The sequence below is a fragment of the Mesorhizobium sp. WSM4813 genome (assembly GCF_055811555.1).
Map to the genome: position 1 here is coordinate 1 of NZ_JBVVQU010000023.1, position 20,448 is coordinate 20,448.

Genomic DNA, 20,448 nt, shown 5'->3' on the forward strand with positions numbered 1-20,448 from the left:
ATCCACAACCCGCCAATTGGCAAGCAATTTCCCATCTACTCAAACGCGATTCCCCTGCCACAAGGGGGGAGATTGGCTGTTTCGCCGCCGGCGCCTCTCTTTCGACGTTGGCGATTGGCGAAACCAGTGATGACGGCCGATCTCCCCCCAAGTGGGGGAGATGTCCGGCAGGACAGAGGGGGGCGCCGTAGAGCGGCAACCTCAATTGTCCCGAAATCTTGCGGGAGGCACTGACGATGCCTCACACGTCATTGCCACCACGAAGTCGCGCAAATGCCAAGTCGATGCGCAAAGCCTTGACCGATGCCGAATTGAAGCTCTGGAACGAGCTTCGCGCACATCGGCTGATGGGGTTTGGGTTCCGGAGACAATTTCCGATCGCCGGTTACATCGTCGACTTCGCTTGCCCGAAGAGGAAACTCATCGTCGAAGTCGACGGCTCGCAGCACGCCGACGCGAATGCATCTGCAAGTGATGAAGCGAGAACAAAGCGTCTGGAACAGGACGGCTGGACCATCCTGCGTTTCTGGAACGACGACGTCATCCGCGATATCGACAATGTCTGCCAGCACATAGTGATCGAGGCCGGCTTGGCCGCTGCCGAAATGCCGGCCGGCGAACCAGCAAGGGAGGTAGTTCCATGATCGACCATCTTGGCATCACCGTTTCCGATTTCGACGTGTCGAAAGCTTTTTACGACAGGGCGATGGCGCCGCTCGGTGCCTCGCTGCTCTACATGGTGCCGCAGGAATACACCGGCGGCGCCAAGGTCGGCGGCTATGGTCGCGACCGGCCGGTGTTCTGGCTGCATGCCGGCAAGGACAAGCCGAAGGACCGTCAGCACGTCGCCTTCACCGCGCGCAGCCGCGCTGAGGTCGATGCCTTCCACGCAGCCGCCGTCGCCGCCGGCGGCAAGGACAATGGCGGGCCGGGCCTGCGTCCGCACTATCATGCGAACTACTATGGTGCCTTTGTCTTCGACCCCGACGGCAACAATGTTGAAGCCGTGTGCCATGCCGCGGAGTGAAGCAATGAGCCTAGACAACAGACCAGTCTACACAGGCGGTTGCCAGTGCGGCGCCGTGCGCTTCCGTGTCGAAGGCGCGCTGGGTGACGCCTCCGTCTGCCACTGCCGCATGTGCCAGAAGGCAAGCGGCAATTTCTACCTGCCGCTGGTGTCCGTGCATGGCGCAAAACTCGACTGGACGCGCGGCGAGCCCAAACGCTTCCGCTCCTCCAACGCCGCTTGGCGTGGTTTTTGCGCCGATTGCGGCACGCCGCTGACCTTCGAGGCGCCCGATGGCATCGCCCTCGCCATCGCCGCCTTCGACGATCCGGAGGACATCGCGCCGACCATCCAGTGGGGCATCGAAGCAAAACTCGCCTATGTCGATCACATCCACGAACTGCCCGGCGAGGACACGATGGCCGATATTTCGTCGTCCTCCTATCTTGCCGATCTCGTCTCTTACCAGCACCCCGACCACGACACCGAACAATGGCCGCCGGAGGAAAGATCATGACTGAAACCGTTCGAACCGGCGGCTGCCAGTGCGGCGCCGTACGTTTTCGCATTCGTGGGGCGCTTGGACGCCCGTCCATCTGCCATTGCCGTATGTGCCAGAAACAGTTCGGTTCCTTCTTCGGCGCGCTGGTGACGGTGCCGAAGGACGGCGTCGAATGGGTGCGCGAGGAGCCGAGCTATTTCCAGTCGTCGGTCAACATCGATCGCGGCTTCTGCGCCCGCTGCGGCACGCCACTGACCTATCGGCAGCCCGGCGGGCTCGAAATCGCCATCGGCGCTTTTGACGATCGCTCCGACCTCGCACCGCAGATCCAGATCAACTACGCCGCCCGGCTGCCCTGGGTGGAGAAGATCTTCGACGCGCCGATCCATGACGATCCCGACTACTACACCCGGCAGGAATCGATCATCTCCTTCCAGCATCCGGATCACGAGACGGCCAATTGGCCGCAGCAGGGCCTGAAATTATGAGCAGTGAACTGCGCACCCTCTATCCCGAGATAGAGGCCTACGAGTCCGGCATGCTGGATGTCGGCGACGGCCATCAGGTCTACTGGGAGCGTTCCGGCACCAGGGGTGCCAAGCCGGCCGTATTCCTGCATGGCGGACCGGGCGGCACGATTTCCCCGAAGCACCGGCGGCTGTTCGATCCGAAGCTTTACGATGTCATCCTGTTCGACCAGCGCGGCTGTGGGAAGTCGACGCCCAACGCCTCGCTCGAGGCCAACACCACCTGGCATCTGGTCGCCGACATCGAGCGCCTGCGCGACATGTGCGGCTTCGACAAATGGCTGGTGTTCGGCGGCTCGTGGGGCTCGACCTTGGCGCTGGCCTATGCCGAGACGCACCCCGAGCGGGTCAGCGAACTGGTCGTGCGCGGCATCTACACGCTGACGCGCGCGGAGCTCGAATGGTATTACCAGTTCGGCGTCTCGGAAATGTTCCCCGAGAAATGGGAGCGCTTCCTGGCGCCGATCCCCGACGCTGAGCGCGGCGACATGATGGCCGCCTATCGCAAGCGGCTGGTCGGCACCGACCGCAACGCACAGGTCGAGGCCGCCCGCGCCTGGAGCCTGTGGGAAGGCGAGACGATCACGCTGTTGCCCGATCCGGAAACCAGCGGCCCGTTTGGCGAAGACGACTACGCGGTCGCCTTCGCCCGCATAGAGAACCATTATTTCGTCCATGCCGGCTGGCTGGAGGAAGGGCAGCTGCTGCGCGACGCCTTCAAGTTGAAGGACATCCCCGGCACCATCGTCCATGGCCGCTACGACATGCCGTGCCCGGCGCGCTATGCCTGGGCGCTGCACAAGGCGTGGCCGAAAGCGGATTTCCACCTGATCGAGGGCGCCGGCCATGCCTATTCGGAGCCGGGCATTCTCGACCGGCTTATCCGGGCGACGGATCGGTTTGCGGGGAAATGATCATGAGCCGCGAACGCCTCTATCTCTTCGACACGACACTGCGTGATGGCCAACAGACCCCCGGCATCGACTTTTCCGTCGAGGACAAGATCGCCATCGCCGGGCTGCTCGACGAGTTCGGCGTCGACTACGTCGAGGGCGGCTATCCCGGCGCCAACCCGACCGACACCGCTTTCTTCGCCGAGCACCGCACGGCCAGTGCCAAATTCGTCGCCTTCGGCATGACCAAGCGGGCAGGGGTGTCGGCTTCGAACGATCCAGGCCTTGCCGCGCTGGTCCAGTCGAAGTCGGACGCCATCTGCTTTGTCGCCAAGAGCTGGGACTACCATGTCCGCGTCGCGCTGGGCTGCACCAACGAGGAAAACCTCGCAGCGATCAAAGCCTCGGTCGAGGCGGCGGTTGCCGCCGGGAAGGAAGCACTGGTCGACTGCGAGCATTTCTTCGACGGCTTCAAGGCCAATCCCGATTATGCGCTGGCCTGCGCCAGGACCGCTTACGACGCCGGCGCGCGCTGGGTGGTGCTGTGCGACACCAATGGCGGCACGCAGCCGTCGGAAGTGCGCGCTATCGTCGAGAAGGTCATCGCCTCAGGCATTCCCGGAGACCATCTAGGCATCCATGCCCATGACGACACCGGTCAGGCGGTGGCGAATTCGCTGGCCGCCGTCGAGGCCGGCCTGCGCCAGATCCAGGGCACGCTGAACGGCATCGGCGAGCGCTGCGGCAACGCCAATCTGATCTCGATCGTGCCGACTCTGGCGTTGAAGCCGGCCTTTTCCAATCGCTTCGAGACAGGCATCTCGGCCGAAGCATTGGCCGGCATATCGCGCCTGTCCCGCGCCTTTGACGAATTGCTGAACCGCGCGCCGGAAGCGCAGGCGCCCTATGTCGGCGCTTCTGCCTTCGCCACCAAGGCTGGCATCCATGCCTCGGCGCTGGCCAAGGAGCCCGCTACCTACGAGCATGTGCCACCGGAAGCGCTCGGCAACCGCCGCCGCGTCATGGTCTCGGACCAGGGCGGCAAAGCCAATTTCCTCGCCGAGTTGAAAAGTCGCGGCATCGACATGCCGAAGGACGACCACCGGCTCGATGCGCTGATATCAGTGGTCAAGGAGCGCGAGGCCGAGGGCTATGCCTATGAGGGTGCCGATGCCAGCTTCGAGCTGCTGGCGCGCAAGATGCTGCACGGCCTGCCGGAATTCTTCAGCGTCACCTCGTTCCGCTGCATGGTCGAGCGCCGCTTCGACGCCAACGGCCAGCTGAAGACGGTCTCGGAGGCAATCGTCAAGGTGCTGGTCGACGGCGAGGAGAAGATGTCGGTGGCGGAAGGACATGGCCCGGTCAATGCGCTCGACATCGCGCTGCGCAAAGATCTCGGAAAATTCCAGAACGAGATCGCCGACCTCGAGCTTGCCGACTTCAAGGTGCGTATTCTCAATGGCGGCACCGAGGCTATCACTCGCGTGCTGATCGAATCACATGATGCAACCGGCGCCCGCTGGTGGACGGTCGGCGTCTCAGAAAACATCATCGACGCCTCGTTCCAGGCGCTGATGGATTCGATCGTCTACAAGCTGATGAAGAACCGCGAGATGGCCGGGCTGGTTGCGGCGGAGTAGGATTGAACCATCAGCGAAAGTCCATTGATCCATCAGAACTTTGCGATGGTCTTGGCACGGCGGCTGGCGCATAGCGTTGGGCCATGGCCACGCAAGCAATTCAGCTCGAAGCAGACTCAAAGGCCCGGCGTGGCTTCCTGCTGGCGCTGGGCGCCTATCTCCTGTGGGGGCTGCTGCCCTTCTACATGAAGGCGGTAGCACATCTGCCGCTGGTCGAAGTCATCGCGCACCGCATCGTCTGGTCGGTGCCGATCGCGGCGGCCGTTTTGATCTGGGCCGGCCGCACGGCGGATTTCAAAGCAGCGTTGCGTTCGCCGCGCGTCATTTCTATGGCGGCGCTGACGGCGGCGCTGATTTCAGTCAATTGGGGCATCTATGTCTGGGCGATTGCGGTCGACCGTACCATCGAAACCGCGCTTGGCTACTATATCAACCCGCTTGTCAGCGTCGTTGTCGGCGCGCTGCTGCTCGGCGAACGGCTCGACCGGCTGCAGATCGCGGCGGTGGTGCTGGCGGCCATCGCGGTCGCGGTGCTGACGATCGACGCCGGCAAGCTGCCCTGGGTGTCGCTGGTGCTGGCGGTTTCCTTTGCCGCCTATGCCTTCTTCCGCAAGACGCTGCCAATTGGTCCCAGCCAGGGCTTTTTGCTTGAGGTGCTGTTGCTGTCGGTGCCGGCGCTCGGTTACATCATCTTCCTCATCGTCACAGGGCAGGACCATTTCGTCTCCAGCTCCCTGAGCGACACCTCACTGCTGATCGGCTGCGGCCCGGTCACTGCTATACCGCTGCTGCTGTTTGCCTTCGGGGCCAAGCTGTTGCGTCTCTCCACCATCGGCATCATGCAGTATATCGCGCCGACCATTGTGTTCCTGATCGCCGTGCTGATTTTCGGCGAACCTTTCGGCAGCACCCCGGCCATCGCCTTCGGCCTGATCTGGACGGCGCTGGCGATGTATTCGTGGTCGATGTTCCGTGGCCGGGAGATCCGGCCTGCCGCAACGGCAGCGCGGTAAAGGCGAGGGGTTTCCGATGTATGTCCTGCATATCGCCAACAAGAACTATTCCTCATGGTCGCTGCGGCCATGGGTGCTGATGCGAGAGCTGGGCATTCCGTTCGAGGAGCGGCTTACGCCGTTCCCGACCGGATCGAGTTGGAGCCTCTACCGGCCGTTCTCGCCCAGCGGTCGGGTACCGTGCCTGATCGACGATGGCTGGGCGGTGTGGGATTCGCTCGCCGTCACCGAATATCTGGCCGAGCGCCACGCTGGCATCTGGCCTGCCGACGCGAAGGCGCGAGCCTGGGCGCGGTCGGCAGCGGCCGAAATGCATTCGAGCTTCACCGCCTTGCGCGGCTCCTGTCCGATGAATTGCGGTGTCCGCGTCGCGCCGGCGCCGATGTCCGATGCGCTGAAACACGACCTCTTCCGCCTCGGTGACCTCTGGAACGACGGCCTTGCCAGCTTCGGTGGGCCATTCCTGGCCGGCGACCACTTCACCGCCGTCGACGCCTTCTTTGCCCCGGTGGCGTTTAGGGTTCAGTCCTATGGACTATCCTTCGAGGGCGCAGCCGCCACCTATCCGACGCGATTGCTGGCTCTGCCGGCGATGCGCGAATGGTACGCGGCAGCCCTTGCAGAGACGTGGCGCGAGCCAGCCCACGAAGCGGAGATGCGCGCCGCCGGCACTGTCATCAAGGATCTTCGCGCAACCGCGTAACGATTGCCGCTACATCCCGCCCCCCGGCCGCCTGACGAACAGGTAGACAACCGCCGCGACAACCAGCGATATCGCCGACGCCACCCAAAAGCCGATCGGCGTATCGACCAGCGGCAGCCCGCCGACATTCATGCCGAACAGGCCTGAGATGATCGTCATCGGCAACAGCACCGCGGTCATCACTGACAGCATGTAGAGCAACTGGTTCGACTGCGTCGTCAGCTTGGCCATCAGCTCGTCCTGCAAGAGCCGGGCGCGCGCCTGCAATTGCTCGCCGTCGTAATGCAATGTATGGGCGCGGTGCGAAAGCCGCGCCGCCATGTCGTTGATCGCCTCCGGCAAATCGTTGCGATGCGAATGGTCGAGATGGCGGAACAGGCTGGTCAGCGTCGCCATCTGCCGATGGATCACCACCAGTTGCCGGCGCGCATCGACCAGCGCCTGCCGCTCATTGTGCCATGAGTCGCAGACGATGCGGTCCTCGATGCCATCGAGCGTGTCGCCAAGCCCAGCGAGTTCCGTCGTCATGCCGTCGAGCGACTGGCCCATGACAGCCTCGATCAGTTCGGCCGGAGAGCGGAACTTTCGCGATCCGTTTTCTATCGCCTTGCGGATTTTGTCGACCGATTGCAGCGGTTGCTTGCGGCCGCCGATCAGCATCGTGTCGTTGAAGGCGAAGCGGAAATGGCCAAGCCCGCGCGCCTCCGCCGAATAGTCATGGCGCAGGTCCGGCAGATCGCCGTAGAGCCAGTCGCCCTCGAGGTCGATATGGCAGCCATGGCCGGCCGACAGGAAGGCATCGCGCACCGGCGGCGGCAAAGCCGGCTCGGTGGCGATTTCGTGGCGGGCGCGCATGTCGGAAAGCTGGTAGCTGCGCCATATCCAGTGTGTGGCGGCCGGGACTTTGGTTCTCGCGCCTTCGGCGGTGAAGTGATAGACGAAGAACAGCCCGTGCTCGTCTGGCAGATAAGGCGACAGATTGCTGCCTTCCGGGTTGAGGGTGATGTTCATGGTCGCGTCGCCAGTCTCTCGGAAACGCCGCCGTGCGGCGGCGACCAGACTGTGATTACTAGCACGGGCGAACCGGTTTCGTGTGACGGGTTTTGACGGTCATCCGAGGCGGCCCACCAACGCCGTTGTTTGGAGCAGTTTGGAATAATACGTCGTTGACTCGCGTTTGCGTAAAGAGCACGACGCAATCCATGCGGAGGACGTCCGATGCATGCCGGCTTCCCACGAAGCGTACTCATAGCGGTATTGGGAATCCTGATGGCGAGCTGCGCTGGCGTTCCGGCGCAGAAAACGAGGCCAATAATCGGCTATGGCCCCAACCCGACTTTGCCGAAACCAAGACCGACGCTGATACCGACCGTCAACATCGCTGAGGCGACAGGCTGGCAGAAAGGTGGGATGCCGACCCCAGCGAAGGGGCTGATGGTGAACGCCTTTGCCACCGGCCTCGACCATCCGCGCTGGCTGCACGTGCTTCCGAACGGCGACGTATTGGTCGCCGAAACCAATGCTCCTGCCAAGCATGACGAAGGCTTCAGCCTTAGAAAGGTCTTCATGGACCTGGCTATGAAGCGCGCCGGCGCTGCGACCAAAAGCGCCAACCGCATCACACTCCTGCGCGACACCAATAGCGACGGCATTGCGGATGTGCGCCGGACGTTCGCGGAAGGCCTCAATTCACCCTTCGGTATGACGCTGTCCAAAGGCAAGCTCTACGTCGCGAATACCGACGCGCTCGTCGCTTTCGCCTACTCCAACGGCCAGACCCGAGTCACCACGCCGCCGGAAAAGATCACCGACTTGCCGGCCGGGGATCTCAACCATCATTGGACCAAGGACGTGATCGCAAGCCCGGATGGACGCAAGCTCTATGTCACCGTCGGCTCCAACAGCAACGTTGGAGAAAACGGCATGGCCGCAGAGAAGAACCGCGCCGCGGTCCTTGAAGTGGACCGGTCGAGCCGCCGCACCCGGGTCTTCGCGTCAGGGCTGCGCAACCCGAACGGGCTATCCTGGAACCCTGAAACTGGCGTGCTTTGGGTCGCCGTGAACGAGCGTGACGAGATCGGCGACGATCTCGTCCCGGATTATATGACCTCGGTTCGTGACGGCGCTTTTTACGGCTGGCCCTACAGCTATTTCGGGCAGAACATCGACGACCGCGTCAAGCCGCAGCGCCCCGACCTCGTGGCGAGGGCAGTCAAGCCCGACTATGCGCTGGGTTCCCATACCGCCTCGCTGGGACTGACCTTCTCCAAAGGCGCGTCGCTCGGCCCAGCCTACCGCAACGGCGCCTTCGTCGGCCAGCACGGTTCGTGGAACAGAAGCGTGCTCAGCGGTTATAAGGTGATTTTCGTGCCGTTCCGCGGTGGTAGACCGAGCGGTCCGCCAAAAGATGTGCTCGCTGGCTTCGTCGGGCGAGATGGCAAGGCGATGGGCCGTCCGGTCGGCGTTGCCATCGATCGGACCGGCGCACTGCTCGCCGCCGACGATGTCGGCAATGTCATCTGGCGGGTCAGTAGGGCAGTAGGGCAGTAGGGCAGTAGGGCAGTAGGGCAGTAGGGCAGTAGGGCAGTAGGGCAGTAGGGCAGTAGGATAGCGCCTCATTAGCCGGCATGCACTACATACCGCCCTGCCTTACTCCCCTGCTGCCCTAAAGCTTGTCGATTACCGACTGCACACCTTCGGTCGGCGCATCGACCGAGGATCCCGCGACCATAATGGCGGCGACGATCGCTTCCGGATCGTCGACCACCAGCGGCTTGACCCGCTGCGCTGTGTGGATGAAGCCCTCGGCCATCATATGGTCGAGCAGCGCCAGCATCGGGTCCCAGAATCCCCCAACGTTGCCGAAGACGATCGGTTTGCGATGATGGCCGAGCTGGCCCCAGGTCATGATCTCGATGATTTCCTCGACCGTGCCGATGCCGCCCGGCAGCGCCACAAAGGCGTCGGATTTCTCGAACATCGTATGTTTGCGTTCGTGCATGTTGTCGGTGATCACGAGCTCGTCGAGCCGGTTAAGCGCGGTTTCGGTGGCCTCCCTGTTGATCAGGAAGCGCGGAATGATCCCCGTCACCTTGCCGCCAGCCCGCAACGCCCCTTCGGCAACGGCTCCCATGATGCCTCTGGTGCCGCCGCCATAGATCAGACGCAGGCCGGACTTGGCGATCGAACGCCCAAGCAGGTGTCCGGCCTTGGCATAGGTTTCATCGCGGCCTGGAGACGAGCCGCAATAGACGCAGATGGATCGAATCGTGTTCATGAGATGATTGGTGATTGGGTCTTTATTCGCGGTCAAGCCCGGGCGGGGTTTTTCTTGTCGGCCCCCTTTATCCTTGTCGGCCCCTTTTTCTTGTCGGTTTGGGCAAAACAGGCTAGACCGGCATTAGGTGGCTAAGGGCAGGGAAATATGACCATTAATCCAGTAAAGGCGCTTTTGTTCGCCGTCGGCGGCTCCCTCGCCGCGGCGGGAACCGCCTATGTGTCGGGCGCGCTCGACCCGTATCTCAATCGCGCGCAGCCGACGGAAGTGGCATCGCTGACGCCGCCGGTGGAGAAGCCGGCCGAGCCGGGGACCGATGGATCGGTTTCGCCCGCGCCGGACACAGGTGCGATGGCACCGGCAGCGCCGGGCAAGGCGGATTCGATCGCGCCGACCTTCGATATCGTTCGGGTCGAAGTCAAGGGCTCTATCGTCGTCGCCGGCAATGCCGCACCCAACGCCAAGGTGGAGATTCTCAACGGTTCGACAGTTCTCGGCTCAACGGTCGCCGGTGCCGATGGCGCTTTTGCCATCGTTCTCGACAATCCGCTGAAACCCGGTGATTACACGATCGCGCTGCGTTCATTGACCGGCAGTGTCATGACCTCCTCGGCGCAGACAGCCGTCGTCTCGATTCCCCAGAGCCCTGCTGGCCAGGTGCTGGCGATGATCGAGGAGCCGGGCAAGGCCTCCGAATTGCTCACCGTTCCTGCGCCCGAGCCTGAAACGCCGCCTGCCGGCGACAAGACGGCCGCTCCGGCTGCCGAGGACCCCGCCGCCGCAGCATCGGCCCCAGCCGCACTGGCTGCTTCGGCGCCGGCCACTGCCGAAGCTGCCCCCGCGCCGGCCCCGGACGTGCCGGCCGCACCTGCAACACCAGTTGCAGGGTCAAAGATCATCATCGAAGCGATCGAGATCGACGGCAACAAGATCTTCGTCGCCGGGCTCGCCGATCCAGGGCGCAAGGTGCGCGCCTATGCCAACGATATCTTGCTCGGCGATGCGAAAACTTCGCCCGACGGCCACTTCCTGGTCGAGGCGACGCGCAACATTCCGGTCGGCACCTACACCATCCATGTCGACGCACTCGATGCGGACGGGGTCAAGGTGGTTGCCCGTGCCGCCGTGCCGTTCGAGCGCGAGCCGGGCGAGTCGATCGCCGCCGTGGCGCCCGCCGAGCAGAAGCCTGCCACGCCGCCCGTGGCGGCTGACGCGACCGCGTCTGCTTCACCCGCCGCATCGGCTGAAATTCCCGAGACAGTGGCGCCCCAGCTGGAGCATGCCGATGGCGCCGTCATTATCCGCCGCCACGATACGCTGTGGCAGATCTCGCGGCGCGTCTATGGCCAAGGGGTGCGCTACTCGACCATCTACCTCGCCAATCAGGATCAGATCAGGAATCCAGACCGCATCTGGCCGGGGCAGGTGTTCAAGGTCCCGGAAAAATCGCAGGAAGGCGAAGCCGCCAACCTCAAGGCGATGGGCGACCAGATGACGACGGCCCCGACGAAGGCTGATTAGAATCCTGTTCTTCTTTCCGGCCTCTTGCGGAAAGTTCGTTCATCGTCTATCGCCGATAAACGATGAACGCTCCCTTGACCGAGAAGACCTGCGGCTTCGCCGACAGCCAGTCCGTCGCCGCGAAGTTCGCCGCGCTTTCGCATCCGGCGCGGATCGAGATCCTCAGGCATCTGTCGGCCAGCCGCTCCTGCTGCTGCCGGGAGGTCGTCGACCATCTCGACCTGGCGCAGTCCACGGTTTCGCAGCATCTGAGGATATTGGTCGACGCCGGGCTCGTCCGCTACGAGCCGGACCGGCAGCGCTCGCGCTATGAAGTCGACGGCGATGCACTTGCCGATGTTTCCGCATCACTGGCCGCGCTCGTCAATTCCTGCTGCTCTGGCCGCTAGACCATAACCTCGAAACTGGAAGCCGGTTTCGGAAAAGATCATGGTCAAGCAATAAGCATAAGAAAAAGGCAATAAAAATGGCCGAAAAAACCGTTTCCGCTGAGTCCGGTTCGACCTTCAAGACATTGCGCAACCTTTGGCCCTATATGTGGCCGGCCGATCGCGCCGACCTCCGGGCGCGGGTTGTATGGGCGACCGTGCTTCTGGTCGTCGCTAAGCTGACATTGGTTGCCGGCCCCTATTTCTTCAAATGGGCGACCGATGCGCTGGCTGGCGACGCCAAGTCGGTGCCGCCGTTGCCGGCCTTCCTTCTGGCGCCAGTCATGCTGGTCATCGCCTACAATGTCGTGCGGCTGGTGCAGCTCGGTTTCAACCAGCTGCGCGACGCGCTGTTTGCCCGCGTCGGACAATATGCAGTGCGCCAACTCGCCTTCCGCACCTTCATCCACATGCATCAACTGTCACTGCGCTTCCATCTCGAGCGCCGCACCGGCGGCCTGTCGCGCATCATCGAGCGCGGCACCAAGGGGATCGAGACGATCGTCCGCTTCACCGTGCTCAACACCTTGCCGACTATCCTCGAATTCGCGCTGACAGCCGGCATCTTCGCCGTCACCTATGGCTGGAAATACGTGGCTGTGGTGGCGGTGACGGTCTGGCTCTACATCTGGTTCACCATCAGGGCGAGCGACTGGCGCATCGTCATTCGCCGCGACATGAACGACAGCGACACCGACGCCAGCACTAAGGCGATCGACTCGCTGCTCAATTTCGAGACGGTCAAATATTTCAACAACGAGAGCATGGAAGCCGAGCGCTTCGACCGTTCGATGGCGCGCTACGAGGCCGCCGCCACCAGGATATGGACCTCGCTCGGCTGGCTGAACTTCGGCCAGGGCGTCATCTTCGGCCTCGGCACGGTTATCGTCATGTGCCTTTCGGCGCTGGAGGTGCAGGCTGGTACGCAGACGGTTGGCGACTTCGTCTTCATCAATGCCATGCTAATCCAGCTTTCGGTGCCACTCAACTTCATCGGCTTCATCTATCGCGAAATCCGCCAGGGCCTGACCGACATCGAGCAGATGTTCGATCTGCTCGATGTGCCGCAGGAGATCGTCGACAAGCCGGGCGCCAAGCCCCTGGTCGTCGGCGCCGGCAAGGTCGAGTTCCGCGACGTGCACTTTTCCTACGATCCCAACCGCAAGATCTTGAAAGGCATCAGCTTCGAGGTGCCGGCCGGCAAGACGGTTGCCATTGTCGGGCCGTCGGGCGCCGGCAAGTCGACGATTTCGCGGCTCCTGTTCCGCTTTTACGACATCCAGGGCGGCAATATCCTGATCGACGGCCAGGACATTCGCGACGTGAAGCAGGAGAGCCTGCGCGCGGCGATCGGCATGGTGCCGCAGGACACCGTGCTGTTCAACGACACCATCGCCTACAACATCCGCTACGGCCGCGTCGATGCCAGCGAGGAGGACGTGCGCAAGGCGGCTGAACTCGCTCAGATCGGGCCGTTCATCGAACGTCTGCCCGACGGCTACCGTTCGATGGTCGGTGAGCGCGGGCTGAAACTGTCCGGGGGCGAGAAGCAGCGCGTGGCGATCGCCCGCACCATTTTGAAAGCGCCGCCGATCCTGATGCTCGACGAGGCGACCTCGGCGCTGGACAGCCATACCGAACAGGAGATCCAGGCAGCGCTCGATCTCGTCAGCCAAGGCCGCACCACCATCGTCATCGCCCACCGGCTGTCGACGGTGATTTCGGCCGACGAGATCATCGTGCTGCAGGACGGCCAGATCGCCGAGCGCGGCACGCATGCCGCCTTGATGCGCAAGGCCGGCCTCTACGCCTCGATGTGGGACCGCCAGCGCGAGGCAACCGAGGCCGAGGAGCGGCTGCGCATTGCTCGCGAACGCGACGAGTTCGGCGTTGTCGTCCGCCGCCGCCCCTCGGAGGTGTCGTAGTCTCCTACGGCCAGCCGGCGCCTGGTGCGGGAGCCTCGATGCTGAGCACCTGGCCGGTGCGGGCATCGCTGATCATGTGTTCGAAGCCGCGCCATTCGGCGGCGACGATGAACAGCGTCTTGCCGTCGGCGCCGCCGAGCATGCAGGCAAAGCAGCCGCGATCGGCATCGACGCTCTCGAGCATTGCGCCGCCTTCGCGCACCCGCACGCAGTGCCGGTTGGGCACGTCGGCGTACCAGACCGCGCCCTCTGCATCGAGGCAGATGCCGTCGGGAAAGCCGTTGCCGAGGTCGGCCCATCGCCGCCGGTTGGCGAGGCTGCCATCGGCGGCGATGTCGAAGGCGGTCAGCCTGTTGGCGTGGGACTCGGCGACGATCAACGTCTTGTTGTCAGGCGTCACAGCCATCCCATTGGCGAACGCGATCTTGTCCGCCACCTGCCGTACGGACCCATCCGGTGCAATCAGCACGATGGTGCCGGGGCCGAAATGCTGGCCGGGAGCCGGCGCTGACCCACCGCCATTGACGTAGATGTTGCCGCGCCCGTCGACGACGATCTCGTTCCAAGGGTTCTCTGAAAGGTGTCGCAGATCGGCGTGGGTGACCAGCGTCCCGTCTGCTTCTTGCCGCAGCACCAGTCCCTCACGCCCGCAGACGACGACCAGGCGACCGTCCGGCAGCCAGTCGATAGAATAGGGCAGGGTGGCCGGCACGGTGAGCATGATCTCACTGTTGCCGTCGGCATCGACGGCGATGATCTGGCCGGTTCCCCAGTTGCAGAACCAAAGCCTGCCGTCATGCCAACGCGGCGACTCGCCGAACGCCAAGCCGTTCATCACGACATTTGCTTCTTTGGTTGCTGATTTCTGCGACAGCATTGCGGGCTTCCCAGGTTTCGTTCCGTAGGCGCCCCACTCGGCCGATATAAAGCGCCTCTCACCAAGGACGGGCGAGGCTGCCGCGCCCCGACAACTGCGACGGTTTTTTCGCAAAGGCCGGATCGGTTCCAATATGCGTGAACCGGACACGCGCCCGAGGCAACCGCCGCCGAACCGCCTTTCCCCATTGTTGCGTTGCGGCCACAGGGTGTTTCCGCTATTGAGGCCGGACCTGAAACTAGGGCTGTTCCTATCCCATGGACCTCGTCGATACGATCAAGAAAACGTTCGTTCCGATCCATCGCGAAGGCTATCCATTTATCGCCGCCTTCGCAGCGGTAACGCTTTTCCTCGGCTATTTCTCTTCGATCCTGTTCTGGGTCTGCCTGATCCTGACGGCCTGGTGCGTCTATTTCTTCCGCGATCCCGAGCGCGTCACGCCTGTCGATGACCGGCTGGTGGTGAGCCCGGCCGACGGCATCATCACGGCGGTCGGTCCGGCAGTGCCGCCGCGCGAACTTGGCCTCGGCGGCGGCGAGATGACCCGCATCTCGGTGTTCATGGACGTCTTCTCCTGCCACGTGAACCGGGCTCCGGTGCGCGGCCGCATCACAAGGATCGAGCATCGGCCGGGCCAGTTCCTCAACGCCGCACTTGACAAGGCGAGTGCCGACAATGAGCGCAACGGCCTGGTCATCGACAGCCCCAACGGCACGGTGGCCGCGGTGCAGATCGCCGGCCTGGTGGCGCGGCGCATCGTCTGCTGGGCCGAAACCGGCGGCACGATCGGCATCGGCGAGCGCTTCGGGCTGATCCGCTTCGGCTCGCGCGTCGATGTGTTCCTGCCGTCGACCGCGACGCCGCGTGTCGCCGTCGGCCAGACCGCGGTTGGTGGTGAAACCATACTGGCTGAATTCGGCGGCATTGCCGCAACGCCGCTCGTGCGGGTGTCCTGAGCCGTGGGCGCGCCGTTCAAAAAATTCGAGGCGCATGGCAGCGGTGGTCCGCGCATCCGTGAAATCCCGATGCGCATGGTGCTGCCCAATCTCGTCACAGTGCTCGCCATCTGCGCAGGCCTCTCCGGCATCCGCTTCGGCTTCGAAGGCCGTTTCGAGCCGGCAGTGGTGATGGTGCTGCTCGCCGCCTTCCTCGACGGCATCGATGGCCGCCTGGCGCGGATGCTGAAGGCGACGTCCAAATTCGGCGCGCAGATGGATTCGCTGGCCGACATCGTCAATTTCGGCGTCGCACCCGCGCTGGTGCTCTATGCCTTCCTGCTCGACCAGGCCGGCTCGCCGGGCTGGATTGCCGCGCTCCTGTTCACCATCGCCTGCGGGCTGAGACTTGCTCGCTACAACGTGCTCGACGAAGAAACAGATCGCCCGCAGTGGCAGACCGAGTATTTCGTCGGCGTTCCGGCGCCTGCGGGCGCCGTGCTGGTGATGCTGCCGCTTTATCTCTACTTCCTGCGGCTTGGCCTGGAGCCATCCCGCCCTGCCGCCTTTATCGCCGCCGGTTTCACCGTTCTGGTCGCCTTCCTGCTGGTCAGCCGGCTGCCGGTCTATTCTGGAAAAAGCCTGAAAGTCCCGGGCGACAAGGTGTTGCCGATCATCCTCGGCGTGGTCCTCTATATCCTCCTGTTGATGACCTATCCCTGGTACACGCTGACGGCGTCGGTTGCCGGCTATCTGCTGTTCCTGCCGTTCAGCATCCGCGCCTATTCAAAGCGCGCCAAGCGCGAAGGCGAGAAGGTGCCGCCTTCAGACATCGGCTGACAGACCTGCCGCCAATTCCCTCCGACGGTCGCCTCGAGCATTTTGCAGCCAAGTGGAATCACTTAGCGTCGCAGAAATGCAGCTAAACAAATAGATGGAGCGGGATGCCAGTTCAATTTGGACGCATCCCGCTCTAGCGGGAACCTGCCGGGCCTCTTGACCGTTCTGTCTCAGCGGGCGAGGCGAGCCACCTTGCGAAACGCCTCGCTATTTAGGCTGCTGCGCAGGCGCAGGAGCTGAAAAAGAGTGAGAGAAATGGCTGTCGTCCTCATTGGTGCGTTGCTCATTGTCGCTGGCGTTGTGTACATGGCTGGCGCAGCCTTAAGGCGTGGGCGGCTCAGCGATCCGGCGCCTGTTCGCGCGGCGCCGGATCGCTCGACGCCAAATCTCGCAACGCCCGGTCCGACACTTGAGCCTCAGCGGCGCGGGCTCGGTTTCCTCGGCCTCTCGCAGAATTGGCCGGGCCTGCTGATGATAGTGGTCGGGTTCATCCTGCTGTTGTCGGTGGTGGTTCTCTAGTCGCTAAGCTGCCGCGCTTAGCCCCAGCCGATCAATCGCCACTTTGCGGGTTAACACATAGTCGGTCTTGCCTGAACCCAGCACAGGGATTTCCTCAACCTTGACGATGTCGTTCGGCACCATCAGATCGGCGGCACCGGCTTGTCTGCCGAATTTGCGCAATTCATCGGGGTCGGCGTTATCCGCAGTGGTGACCAGCACGATACGCTCGCCGCGGCGCTTGTCCGGCACCGCCACCACAGCGTGGTGCTCTTCCGGCCACAGCGACTGCACCAGCATCTCGACCGCGCCCAGCGACACCATCTCGCCGGCGATCTTGGCGAAGCGCTTGGCCCGGCCGCGAATGGTGATGAAGCCTTCGCGGTCGACCGAAACGATGTCGCCGGTATCGTGCCAGCCGTCGAGCGGCTGCAATTCCCCGGGCCGATCTGATGTGATGTAGCCCATCATCAGGTTCGGTCCCTTTAGCCATAACCGTCCGGCGCCGCTAATGCCCTCGACCGGCTCGAGCTTCATGCGCATGGCCGGCAACAGCCGCCCGACCGTGCCGTCGCGGCCGTGGATGGCGGTGTTGACGGCAACGACGGGCGCTGCCTCGGTCAGCCCGAAACCTTCGATGATCTCGGCCTGGAAGCGCTCCCGGTAGACGCGGCGCGTCTCTGGTTTCACCGCCTCGGCGCCGGCCACGATGAAGCGCAGGCTGGAAAAATCGCCGTCCTTGGCGGTGCGCGCATAGTTGGCGAGGAACGTGTCGGTGCCGAACATGACGGTCGGCCTTGCATTGCGTGCGACCTCGGGGATCAGCTTGTAGTGGAGCGGCGAGGGATAGAGGAATAGTTTCACTCCGGTGACCAGCGGCAGGATGGTGCCGCCGGTGAGCCCGAACGAGTGGAACACCGGCAGCACGTTTAGCAGGATGTCGGCCGGCGAGATGGTGATGCGGGCCTCAGCCTGCATGGCGTTGGCGAGAAGATTTCTGTGTGACAGCACCACCGCTTTCGGCGTGCCTTCCGAGCCTGAGGTGAACAGGATCACTGCCGGCTTGGCCGCATTCTGCGGCTGCAGCGGCCATCGCCACAGCAAGGCGGCAGCGACCTTGTCCAGCACGGTTACGCTGGCCCGCACATCCTCCAGCCACAGCAGGTTGGCGCCGCCTTCTTCGATCGCCGCGACGATGTCAGCGAGGTTGGCCTTGTCGATAAAGGCTCGCGACGAGACCACGGTGCGGATCTCCGCCGTGCGCACGGCGGCGGTGACGCTGGCCGGGCCTGCGGTGTAGTTGATCATCGCCGCCACCCGGCTCGCCGACAACAGGCCAATGAGCGACAGCACGACGCCATTGGCGTTGGGCAGCAGCACTCCAACCGCTTCGCCCGGCGCCGTCACCGCCTCGAAGCGACGGCCCAGCACCCGCGCGCCGATGAACAGCTTTCTGTAATTCAACGTGCCGCTGACCACATCTTCGACGATAGGATGCGAGGCGCCGACTCGGTCGGCCGCGTCGCGCACCGCGAGGAACAGGCCGCGATTAAGATCGCTGCCGAAAAGCCGGGCTTCGGCGAAACGGTCGAACAGCGTATTGGTGTTCGAGGACTGATCAGGGTTTCGCGCTACCAGCTCCGCGATGGTCATCGGCTCCAGCACGCTGATCGACAGGCGCGGAAACCAGCGCCGCGGCGCCTTGTCCGCCGGCGTCAGCGACACCGGCAGAGTGCGCGCGCCGGCGACGAAGATCGGCACGATCCGGGCATCGGCCTGCATGGCGATGCGGGTGACGGCGCGAAACAGGCGAAATGTCTTGATATCAGGTTCGACCGCATCCGGCAGATAGACGGCAAGGCGGCCCTTGCCCTTCAGCACCCGCACCAGCCGGCGGCTGACGAAGATATGCTCGGCGTTGAAGGCGATGGTGCGGCCAAGCTCGCGCCATGGTTCGAGCCAGGGCGACCTGGCAGAGGCCTGGTCGAGAATGTGCAGCGTATCGTCCGGCAGCAGCGACAGCATCAGCGCCGGTTCGAACCGCGACTGGTGCGAAATGACGTAAATGACCGGGGCGGCTGTTCTGCGGGCGATCTTGATACGATCATCGGCGACCCGGTAGGCGAGCTTGAACGGCACGTAGAGCAGCGCCTGGGTGAAGCGCAGGCCGAGGCGGAATTTTTCCACCACGGCGATCAGCAGCCAGGCCGCGACGAGGCCCGCAAGCAGCGCCAGTGTCAGGATCATGCCGCGTCTCTCCCAACAGATTCTCACGTCGCGGCTCTTTCTTGGCCGCTTCAATGAGAACCTAGACGAAGTGGGGTCAACGTCAATGCTGCTCGGCTAGGGCTGACTGCCGGCCTGTCACGCTTCACCGTCGCCAACATGACTTGCGGGATGAGCGTGGAACTGGACGGCGCTGCTCAAGCCGCTTTCAACCTCCCGCTGATGAAGCGGAATTCCTGCGTCTTGCCGCCATAGCCATAGGCGGCAGCCGGCACTTCATGCACGAAGGCGTAGCTTTCTTCATGTATCTCACCCAGCAAGCGGCCAAAGGCGGCGAAGATCGCCTTGAGATAGGCCTCCAGCTCGAGCTTGGTGTTGGTGCCGTCGACCACCTTGATGTCGAGCCAGAAGGTCTTGACGCCATGCTCGGCCAGCGACCTGCCGCCGGCGAACCAGTGCTGCGGGTCGAGATAGGAAATGGCGACCGCGGTGATGGTCGGATCCTTGCGCAGATGCATTGCGGTAAGTTCGGTCACCTCCCTAGCGATGGTGGCGGACAGAGCGGCATCGGGTCTGCCGGTAACGCTGACATTGATGATCGGCATTTCGTTCTCCTAGGGGCTTGCGTCTTGCGCCGCTGGGAAAAACCATGCCCACGGCTCTAGCGCCAAAAAAATCGAATTGTTTGGAGCTAACACTTCGGTATAAATGAATTATGCAGACGCTCGACCCCGATCTCCTCAAAACCTTTCTCGCCTTCGTCGACGGCGGCTCGCTGGCGCAGGCAGCATCGATCGTCGGTCGCTCGCCTTCGGCGGTGACGGCGCAGATGCAGCGGCTGGAGGATATCGTCGGTGAACCGCTCTTGGCGCGGCAGGGGCGGGGCCGCGGCCTGACGCCGGCGGGGGAGGATCTGGTCGGCCATGCACGACGTATTCTGGCAGTGCATCGCGAGGCGTGGCTGGCCCTCAAGGGCGTGCGGGCCGACGGGCGCGTCGCCATCGGCACGACGCAGGATTTCGCCGACAGCGGCCTGCCGGATTTGCTCAGGGCCTTCGCCGCCAGCCATCCACGCGTCAGGATCGAATTGCGCGTCGGCCGCTCCGCCGAATTGGCACAGGAGCTGCAATCCGGCACCCTTGATCTGGCGATCGCCATGCGCCAAGCGCCGGGGCCGGACGAGGTCGGCGTGCTCCGCGAGCCGATGGTCTGGCTCTGTTCGCAAAAGGGTCTGGTCTCGCGCCAGGATGAGGTGCCGCTGGCACTGCTTGACCCGCATTGCGGCTTTCGCGAAGCGGCTATCACAGCACTTGATGCGGTTGGCCGCCGCTACCGCATCGCCGCCGGCAGTGCCAGCCTGGCCGGGCTGCGCACGGCGGTGAATGCCGGCATTGCTCTGACGCTGCGGACGGCGCGCTTTGCCCATTCCGGCATCGTCGAGGCACCGCGCGACCTTGGTCTGCCGCCGGTTCCCGTCGCCGAGTTCGCCATCCGGCTGCGCCAGGATGCCGAGCCCCCGGCACAGGATTTAGCTGCGCTGTTCAGCGGCAACCTTGCCTTGTCAGGCGCACCAAGCTGATTCGCAAAAGAAAAAGCCGACCTTGCGGTCGGCTATAGGTTAGACGGGCCGAGGGGTT

The 20,448-nt window shown here is 63.5% G+C and carries 21 protein-coding genes; 16 read left to right on the forward strand and 5 right to left on the reverse strand.

Annotated features, from left to right (window positions below; all coding sequences use genetic code 11):
• The first annotated feature begins 284 nt into the window (after positions 1–284).
• The 8 genes from AC0L25_RS15280 (at position 285) to AC0L25_RS15315 (ending at position 6,284) form a co-directional block, all read left to right on the forward strand.
• Complete coding sequence (locus AC0L25_RS15280; RefSeq protein ID WP_473596265.1) at positions 285–644, forward strand: endonuclease domain-containing protein; 360 nt, start codon at positions 285–287, stop codon at positions 642–644.
• Positions 641–1,027 (forward strand): VOC family protein, encoded by a 387-nt coding sequence (locus AC0L25_RS15285; protein WP_473596266.1) that lies wholly within the window; start codon positions 641–643, stop codon positions 1,025–1,027. Before AC0L25_RS15280 ends, AC0L25_RS15285 begins: the two co-directional genes overlap by 4 nt.
• Before the next feature lie 4 nt (positions 1,028–1,031).
• Complete coding sequence (locus AC0L25_RS15290; RefSeq protein ID WP_473596267.1) at positions 1,032–1,523, forward strand: GFA family protein; 492 nt, start codon at positions 1,032–1,034, stop codon at positions 1,521–1,523.
• Entirely contained in the window at positions 1,520–1,996 is a 477-nt protein-coding gene (locus tag AC0L25_RS15295; protein WP_473596268.1) for a GFA family protein, read from the forward strand. The genes AC0L25_RS15290 and AC0L25_RS15295 overlap by 4 nt, the downstream gene beginning before the upstream one ends.
• A complete protein-coding gene (gene pip, locus AC0L25_RS15300) occupies positions 1,993–2,949 on the forward strand; it encodes a prolyl aminopeptidase (protein ID WP_473596269.1) in 957 nt (318 codons plus the stop codon). The genes AC0L25_RS15295 and pip overlap by 4 nt, the downstream gene beginning before the upstream one ends.
• A gap of 2 nt (positions 2,950–2,951) precedes the next feature.
• Complete coding sequence (gene cimA, locus AC0L25_RS15305; protein ID WP_473596270.1) at positions 2,952–4,568, forward strand: citramalate synthase; 1,617 nt, start codon at positions 2,952–2,954, stop codon at positions 4,566–4,568.
• Positions 4,569–4,651: 83 nt separating this feature from the next.
• The gene (gene rarD, locus AC0L25_RS15310) at positions 4,652–5,581 is read left to right on the forward strand and encodes an EamA family transporter RarD (protein WP_473596271.1); all 930 of its coding nucleotides are present in this window, start codon (positions 4,652–4,654) and stop codon (positions 5,579–5,581) included.
• A gap of 16 nt (positions 5,582–5,597) precedes the next feature.
• The gene (locus tag AC0L25_RS15315; RefSeq protein ID WP_473596272.1) at positions 5,598–6,284 is read left to right on the forward strand and encodes a glutathione S-transferase family protein; all 687 of its coding nucleotides are present in this window, start codon (positions 5,598–5,600) and stop codon (positions 6,282–6,284) included.
• A gap of 9 nt (positions 6,285–6,293) precedes the next feature.
• Here AC0L25_RS15315 and AC0L25_RS15320 read toward each other — a convergent pair whose 3' ends face one another.
• Positions 6,294–7,295: a transporter gene (locus AC0L25_RS15320; RefSeq protein ID WP_473596273.1), complete on the reverse strand. Its 1,002-nt coding sequence runs from the start codon at positions 7,293–7,295 to the stop codon at positions 6,294–6,296.
• Between the two features lie 207 nt (positions 7,296–7,502).
• Here AC0L25_RS15320 and AC0L25_RS15325 point away from each other — a divergent pair, with 207 nt between their 5' ends.
• Positions 7,503–8,834, forward strand: a complete 1,332-nt coding sequence (locus AC0L25_RS15325) for a PQQ-dependent sugar dehydrogenase (protein WP_473596274.1) — start codon at positions 7,503–7,505, stop codon at positions 8,832–8,834.
• Positions 8,835–8,949: 115 nt separating this feature from the next.
• Here the strand turns inward: AC0L25_RS15325 and AC0L25_RS15330 are convergent, their stop codons facing one another.
• Entirely contained in the window at positions 8,950–9,561 is a 612-nt protein-coding gene (locus AC0L25_RS15330; protein ID WP_095496658.1) for an LOG family protein, read from the reverse strand.
• Between the two features lie 147 nt (positions 9,562–9,708).
• On the opposite strand from AC0L25_RS15330, the gene AC0L25_RS15335 reads away from it, so the two are divergent.
• The 3 genes from AC0L25_RS15335 (at position 9,709) to AC0L25_RS15345 (ending at position 13,435) form a co-directional block, all read left to right on the forward strand.
• Positions 9,709–11,082 carry a LysM peptidoglycan-binding domain-containing protein gene (locus tag AC0L25_RS15335; RefSeq protein WP_473596275.1) on the forward strand — a complete coding sequence of 458 codons (1,374 nt, stop codon included), beginning with the start codon at positions 9,709–9,711 and terminating at the stop codon, positions 11,080–11,082.
• Between the two features lie 62 nt (positions 11,083–11,144).
• Entirely contained in the window at positions 11,145–11,471 is a 327-nt protein-coding gene (locus AC0L25_RS15340) for an ArsR/SmtB family transcription factor (RefSeq protein ID WP_473596276.1), read from the forward strand.
• Between the two features lie 77 nt (positions 11,472–11,548).
• Positions 11,549–13,435 carry an ABCB family ABC transporter ATP-binding protein/permease gene (locus tag AC0L25_RS15345; protein WP_473596277.1) on the forward strand — a complete coding sequence of 629 codons (1,887 nt, stop codon included), beginning with the start codon at positions 11,549–11,551 and terminating at the stop codon, positions 13,433–13,435.
• Positions 13,436–13,439: 4 nt separating this feature from the next.
• Here AC0L25_RS15345 and AC0L25_RS15350 read toward each other — a convergent pair whose 3' ends face one another.
• Positions 13,440–14,312 carry an SMP-30/gluconolactonase/LRE family protein gene (locus AC0L25_RS15350; protein ID WP_473596278.1) on the reverse strand — a complete coding sequence of 291 codons (873 nt, stop codon included), beginning with the start codon at positions 14,310–14,312 and terminating at the stop codon, positions 13,440–13,442.
• 257 nt (positions 14,313–14,569) lie between these two features.
• Between AC0L25_RS15350 and AC0L25_RS15355 the strand changes: the two genes are divergently transcribed.
• From AC0L25_RS15355 to AC0L25_RS15365, 3 genes are all read left to right on the forward strand, one after another.
• A complete protein-coding gene (locus tag AC0L25_RS15355) occupies positions 14,570–15,268 on the forward strand; it encodes a phosphatidylserine decarboxylase (RefSeq protein WP_095483175.1) in 699 nt (232 codons plus the stop codon).
• 3 nt (positions 15,269–15,271) lie between these two features.
• The gene (locus AC0L25_RS15360; protein WP_473596279.1) at positions 15,272–16,087 is read left to right on the forward strand and encodes a CDP-alcohol phosphatidyltransferase family protein; all 816 of its coding nucleotides are present in this window, start codon (positions 15,272–15,274) and stop codon (positions 16,085–16,087) included.
• 255 nt (positions 16,088–16,342) lie between these two features.
• Entirely contained in the window at positions 16,343–16,606 is a 264-nt protein-coding gene (locus AC0L25_RS15365; RefSeq protein WP_473596280.1) for a hypothetical protein, read from the forward strand.
• Between the two features lie 3 nt (positions 16,607–16,609).
• Here AC0L25_RS15365 and AC0L25_RS15370 read toward each other — a convergent pair whose 3' ends face one another.
• Positions 16,610–18,832, reverse strand: coding sequence for an AMP-binding protein (locus AC0L25_RS15370; RefSeq protein ID WP_473596281.1), 2,223 nt, complete (start codon positions 18,830–18,832; stop codon positions 16,610–16,612).
• 176 nt (positions 18,833–19,008) lie between these two features.
• Positions 19,009–19,416: a tautomerase family protein gene (locus AC0L25_RS15375; RefSeq protein WP_352955475.1), complete on the reverse strand. Its 408-nt coding sequence runs from the start codon at positions 19,414–19,416 to the stop codon at positions 19,009–19,011.
• Positions 19,417–19,526: 110 nt separating this feature from the next.
• Between AC0L25_RS15375 and AC0L25_RS15380 the strand changes: the two genes are divergently transcribed.
• Positions 19,527–20,390: a LysR substrate-binding domain-containing protein gene (locus AC0L25_RS15380; RefSeq protein WP_473596282.1), complete on the forward strand. Its 864-nt coding sequence runs from the start codon at positions 19,527–19,529 to the stop codon at positions 20,388–20,390.
• Positions 20,391–20,448 lie beyond the last annotated feature (58 nt).

Coding starts and splice junctions, on each gene's coding strand:
- AC0L25_RS15375 (WP_352955475.1), bottom strand. CDS start 19,416: ATGCCGATCATCAATGTCAGCGTTACCGGCAGACCCGATGCCGCTCTG.
- AC0L25_RS15340 (WP_473596276.1), top strand. CDS start 11,145: ATGAACGCTCCCTTGACCGAGAAGACCTGCGGCTTCGCCGACAGCCAG.
- AC0L25_RS15380 (WP_473596282.1), top strand. CDS start 19,527: ATGCAGACGCTCGACCCCGATCTCCTCAAAACCTTTCTCGCCTTCGTC.
- AC0L25_RS15295 (WP_473596268.1), top strand. CDS start 1,520: ATGACTGAAACCGTTCGAACCGGCGGCTGCCAGTGCGGCGCCGTACGT.
- rarD (WP_473596271.1), top strand. CDS start 4,652: ATGGCCACGCAAGCAATTCAGCTCGAAGCAGACTCAAAGGCCCGGCGT.
- AC0L25_RS15280 (WP_473596265.1), top strand. CDS start 285: ATGCGCAAAGCCTTGACCGATGCCGAATTGAAGCTCTGGAACGAGCTT.
- AC0L25_RS15335 (WP_473596275.1), top strand. CDS start 9,709: ATGACCATTAATCCAGTAAAGGCGCTTTTGTTCGCCGTCGGCGGCTCC.
- AC0L25_RS15355 (WP_095483175.1), top strand. CDS start 14,570: ATGGACCTCGTCGATACGATCAAGAAAACGTTCGTTCCGATCCATCGC.
- cimA (WP_473596270.1), top strand. CDS start 2,952: ATGAGCCGCGAACGCCTCTATCTCTTCGACACGACACTGCGTGATGGC.
- pip (WP_473596269.1), top strand. CDS start 1,993: ATGAGCAGTGAACTGCGCACCCTCTATCCCGAGATAGAGGCCTACGAG.
- AC0L25_RS15320 (WP_473596273.1), bottom strand. CDS start 7,295: ATGAACATCACCCTCAACCCGGAAGGCAGCAATCTGTCGCCTTATCTG.
- AC0L25_RS15325 (WP_473596274.1), top strand. CDS start 7,503: ATGCATGCCGGCTTCCCACGAAGCGTACTCATAGCGGTATTGGGAATC.
- AC0L25_RS15330 (WP_095496658.1), bottom strand. CDS start 9,561: ATGAACACGATTCGATCCATCTGCGTCTATTGCGGCTCGTCTCCAGGC.
- AC0L25_RS15285 (WP_473596266.1), top strand. CDS start 641: ATGATCGACCATCTTGGCATCACCGTTTCCGATTTCGACGTGTCGAAA.
- AC0L25_RS15370 (WP_473596281.1), bottom strand. CDS start 18,832: ATGATCCTGACACTGGCGCTGCTTGCGGGCCTCGTCGCGGCCTGGCTG.
- AC0L25_RS15315 (WP_473596272.1), top strand. CDS start 5,598: ATGTATGTCCTGCATATCGCCAACAAGAACTATTCCTCATGGTCGCTG.
- AC0L25_RS15365 (WP_473596280.1), top strand. CDS start 16,343: ATGGCTGTCGTCCTCATTGGTGCGTTGCTCATTGTCGCTGGCGTTGTG.
- AC0L25_RS15350 (WP_473596278.1), bottom strand. CDS start 14,312: ATGCTGTCGCAGAAATCAGCAACCAAAGAAGCAAATGTCGTGATGAAC.
- AC0L25_RS15345 (WP_473596277.1), top strand. CDS start 11,549: ATGGCCGAAAAAACCGTTTCCGCTGAGTCCGGTTCGACCTTCAAGACA.
- AC0L25_RS15290 (WP_473596267.1), top strand. CDS start 1,032: ATGAGCCTAGACAACAGACCAGTCTACACAGGCGGTTGCCAGTGCGGC.